General features: G+C 74.3%; 5 protein-coding genes. 1 reads left to right on the top strand and 4 read right to left on the bottom strand.

Annotation, left to right across the window (positions count from 1 at the left end; genetic code table 11):
* The 4 genes from UWG_RS0123275 to UWG_RS0123260 all read right to left on the bottom strand — a co-directional run.
* Positions 1–567 (bottom strand): complex I subunit 1/NuoH family protein (locus UWG_RS0123275; protein WP_016909611.1); only part of this gene is annotated, 567 nt, incomplete at its 3' end.
* Entirely contained in the window at positions 567–1,916 is a 1,350-nt protein-coding gene (locus tag UWG_RS0123270; RefSeq protein ID WP_016909610.1) for an NADH-quinone oxidoreductase subunit C, read from the bottom strand. The genes UWG_RS0123270 and UWG_RS0123275, both read right to left, overlap by 1 nt.
* The gene (locus UWG_RS0123265; protein WP_016909609.1) at positions 1,913–2,548 is read right to left on the bottom strand and encodes an NADH-quinone oxidoreductase subunit B; all 636 of its coding nucleotides are present in this window, start codon (positions 2,546–2,548) and stop codon (positions 1,913–1,915) included. The genes UWG_RS0123270 and UWG_RS0123265 overlap by 4 nt, the downstream gene beginning before the upstream one ends.
* The gene (locus tag UWG_RS0123260; protein WP_016909608.1) at positions 2,539–2,910 is read right to left on the bottom strand and encodes an NADH-quinone oxidoreductase subunit A; all 372 of its coding nucleotides are present in this window, start codon (positions 2,908–2,910) and stop codon (positions 2,539–2,541) included. The genes UWG_RS0123265 and UWG_RS0123260 overlap by 10 nt, the downstream gene beginning before the upstream one ends.
* A 270-nt stretch (positions 2,911–3,180) precedes the next feature.
* On the opposite strand from UWG_RS0123260, the gene UWG_RS30840 reads away from it, so the two are divergent.
* The coding region (locus tag UWG_RS30840) for a sensor domain-containing protein (RefSeq protein ID WP_016909607.1) at positions 3,181–3,783 on the top strand (603 nt) is incomplete at its 3' end.

The following is a 3,783-nucleotide window of genomic DNA, read 5'->3' as shown; positions in this document are numbered from 1 at the left end:
CCCGCCGACGATCTGCCACGGCAGCCACCACCACTCCCACTCCGCGAGGATGCCGGGCAGCGAGAGCGTCCCCGCCGCCATCGCCACCGAGGCGGCCGCGAGCAGCATCGGCAGCTCGTACGCCATGAGTTGGGCCGCGGTACGCATCCCGCCGAGGAGCGAGTACTTGTTCGCCGACGCCCAGCCGCCCATGAGGGAGCCGAGCACCCCGACGCCGAGCACGGCGAGCACGAAGAACAACCCCGCGTCGAGCGCCTGCACCACCCCGCCGTGCGGCGCCACCGGCACCGCGACGAGCACCAGCAGATACGGCAGCAGCGCCACCGCGGGCGCGAGCTGGAAGACCCGCCGGTCCGCGCGGGCCGGCACCACGTCCTCCTTCTGCGCGAACTTCACCCCGTCCGCGACGAGTTGCGCCCAGCCGTGGAACCCGCCCGCGTACATGGGGCCGAGCCGCCCCTGCATGTGCGCCATCACCTTGTGCTCCAACTGCCCCACGAGCAGCGGCAGCACGAGAAACGCCACGAGCAGTGCGAGCAGCCGCCACACGGTGTCGAGCACGTCCATCAGCGGTCGTCCCCCTCTGCGCGGTGGGGGGTGTCGTCGGGGGGCGGTGCGTTCGGCGGCTGCTCGGCGCCGGGCTCCGGATCGGACGCCGGTTCGTTCGGTGGCTGCTCGGCGTCGGGTTCCGCGGCGGACTCAGGCGCACTCGACGGCACCTCGACGCCACTCTCCGCCGCGGACGCCCTGGCGCCCGGCGACCGCTCGACACCGGGTGCCGAAGCGGACTCGGACTCGCCGGACGGCTGCTCGGCACCGGGCAACGGCTCGGACTCGGGTTCGCCCGACCGCGTTTGGGCACCGGCAGCGGCGCTCCCTCCCCCGTCGGGCTCGGCACCCGCTCCCCCGTCGGGCCCGGCGCCGGTTGCCGCGTCGGGCGTCGCCGGTTCGGCGGGCTCCGGTGTGCCCCGGGGCTGCTGCTGGTCGGCGGTGTGCCACGGTGCGTCCGGGCTGCGGGGGGCGGTCGCGCCGGTCCCGGGAGTGCCGGAATCGGTCGCGTCGGGGCGCGAACCGGTGGACGCCTGGGGGGCGTTCGCAGCGTCGGCCGCGCGCTGGCTCGCGGAGCCGGCGCCCGCGCTGCGGTTGCGCCGGGGGCCGCCGCGCGGCGGGCGTGCAGGTGTCGCGTCGGGTGCCGCCTCGGCGCCCGTGCTCTCCTCGGGGCGCTGGCTCGCGGAGCCGGCGCCCGCGCTGCGGTTGCGCCGGGGGCGCGTGGGCCGTTCGCCGCTGCGTCCGCCGCGGGTCGGGCGGCCGGGCAGCGGGGGCAACTGCCCCTTCTGCGGGCCCCATTCGTTGGGGTCGGGGACGCCGGGCGGGAGCATCTGGCGGCGCTTCGGGCCGCCGTGTCCCGACTCGCCCGGCTCCTTCGCGCCCGGCCACTGCTTGACGACGCGCGAGGCGAGCACGAAGTCCTTCCGCAGGGGGTGCCCCTCGAAGCCGTCGGGGAGCAGCAGCGTCGTCAGGTCGGGGTGGCCGGGGAAGTCGATGCCGAACATCTCGTGCGTCTCGCGCTCGTGCCAGGCGGCGCCCGCCCACACGCCCGTCGCGCTCGGCAGCGACGGGGCCTCGTGCGGCACCGTCGTGCGGAGGAGCAGGGTGCGGACCCCCGCGCCCTGCTCCTGCGGGAGGGCGGCGACGTGTGCGCACACGTGGAAGCCCAGCGCGGGCTCGTCGACCGCGCTCAGCCAGTCGAAGAAGGTGCAGCCCAGTCGGTCGCGGGCGCGGGTGAGCGCGTCGAGCCAGGTGTCGGCCGGGACGTCGACCGTGAGGAGTCCGTACGCCTCGGTCGCCTCGGCACCGGGGCCGAAGAGGGCCCCGGCGCTCCACGGCAGCCAGCCCGCGGGTTCCTCGGCGCTCATCGCTCGCCTCCCGGCTGCGGCGGCCGTACGAGCGGGCTGCCGAGCTGCCGTGCGCTCGGGCGCCCGGCGTACCGCTCGGCCGCGGACTCGGCGGCGATCTTCTCCTGCAACTTGAGGATGCCCTGGAGGAGTGCCTCGGGACGCGGCGGGCAGCCCGGTACGTAGACGTCGACGGGGACGATCTGGTCGACGCCCTTCGTCACCGCGTACGAATCCCAGTAGGGACCGCCGCAGTTGGAGCAGGCGCCGAAGGAGATGACGTACTTCGGCTCCGGCATCTGCTCGTAGAGCCGCTTCACGGCGGGCGCCATCTTGTCGGTGACCGTCCCCGAGACGACCATGAGGTCGGCCTGGCGGGGGCCCGGCGCGAACGGGATCACGCCGAGGCGGATGAAGTCGTGCCGCGACATCGACGCGGCGATGAACTCGATGGCGCAGCAGGCGAGTCCGAAGTTGAAGACCCACAGGCTGTAGCGGCGGCCCCAGTTGAGTACCACCTTCATCGGCTCGGGCGCCAGGCGCGAGAGCGCGCCCAGCCGGGAGGCCGAGGGGAGTACGGGTGCGGGCAGGTCGACGGCGCCCGGCTGCCCCTCGGCGCCGGCGTCCGGTTGCCCCTGCTGGCTCACGTCCATTCCAGGACGCCCTTCTTCCATGCGTACAGCAGGCCGACGGCGAGGAAGCCGAGGAAGACGAACATCTCCACCAGCGTCACGCCGCCGAACCCGGGGGCGGCGAAGACCGTCGCCCAGGGAAAGAGGAAGACCGAGTCGACCGCGAAGACCACGTAGAGGAAGGCGTAGACGTAGTACCTGACCTGGGTGTGCGCCCAGTCCTCACCGACGGGGTCGACGCCGCACTCGTAGGTGAGCATCTTCTCCCGCGTCGGCACGACGGGCCGCAGCAGGTGCCCGGCGGCGAAGGCCACCGCGACGAAGGCGACCCCGACCACCGCGACCAGGCCGACGACCGAGTAGGCGCTGAAGTAGTCCGGCACGTCTGCCCGCCCTCACTCGCTCTCTCGGTCCGGTCTGCGTCGACGCGCTGCCCGCGGTCGGCCCCCTCCTGCGCACCCTCCCGGCCGGAACCTACGCGTCCGGTCCCGTGCCGCCGGCGGCGATCTGTCCGTGCGGAGTCTAGAGGTTGCGGCGATACGGTTCTATACGCGGCCACCCACGGGCCGTGCGCCGCGGTGGGGTTCTCCCCACCACCGAACAGGCACCGCACCCCATGGCGCCTCCGCCCCGCGCCCGGCACTCTTGACGCCATGAGCCCAAGCCCTCCCCTCAGGTCCACCGCGGGTCCCCGGCCGCACCCCGAAGCACCGTCGGCCGGGGAGGGCCACGACCGAACGGCTGCGCGCGTCGAGCTCCCGCAGCCCCGGCCTCCGCTGACCGGTGCCACCTGGCGCGAGGTCGCCCACCTGGTCAGCAACCCCCTCCCGGACACGGTCGCCTTCCTCTTCACCCTCGTCATGCTCAGCGTCGGGGTCGGGCTCTCGGTGACGCTCGTCGGGCTGCCGCTCATCGCCGTCTGCCTGCTCTGCCTGCGGCGGTTCGGCACCCTGGAGCGGGGAAGGGTCCGGCGGCTCCTCGGCGTACGGATCGACGAGCCGAGCCCGGTGCACGCCGAGGCGCCGGGCGCACTGCCGTGGCTGTGGGCGCACCTGAAAGACCCCGTGGGATGGCGGCATGCGCTCTACGCGCTGATCCGGTTCCCCTGGGTCTGGTTCACGTTCGTCTCCATGCTCGTCTCGCTCCTCGTCCTCTGGCCGCTGCTGCCGTGGATCGCGCGCGGGCTCGGCAACGTCGACCGCGCGCTGGCGCGCACGCTGCTCGCGCCGTCGGACGAACTGGAGCGGCGGGTCGCC

This window comes from Streptomyces xiaopingdaonensis (assembly GCF_000262345.1).
In the GTDB taxonomy this organism is placed as follows: Bacteria; Actinomycetota; Actinomycetes; order Streptomycetales; family Streptomycetaceae; genus Streptomyces; species Streptomyces xiaopingdaonensis.
The sequence above is the reverse complement of the archived record's forward strand: the minus strand, read 5'-3'. Positions and strand labels throughout refer to the sequence as shown.

Bases quoted from the DNA above. Each gene is read 5' to 3' on its own strand.
- UWG_RS0123270 (WP_016909610.1), bottom strand. From the start codon at position 1,916: ATGAGCGCCGAGGAACCCGCGGGCTGGCTGCCGTGGAGCGCCGGGGCC.
- UWG_RS0123265 (WP_016909609.1), bottom strand. From the start codon at position 2,548: ATGGACGTGAGCCAGCAGGGGCAACCGGACGCCGGCGCCGAGGGGCAG.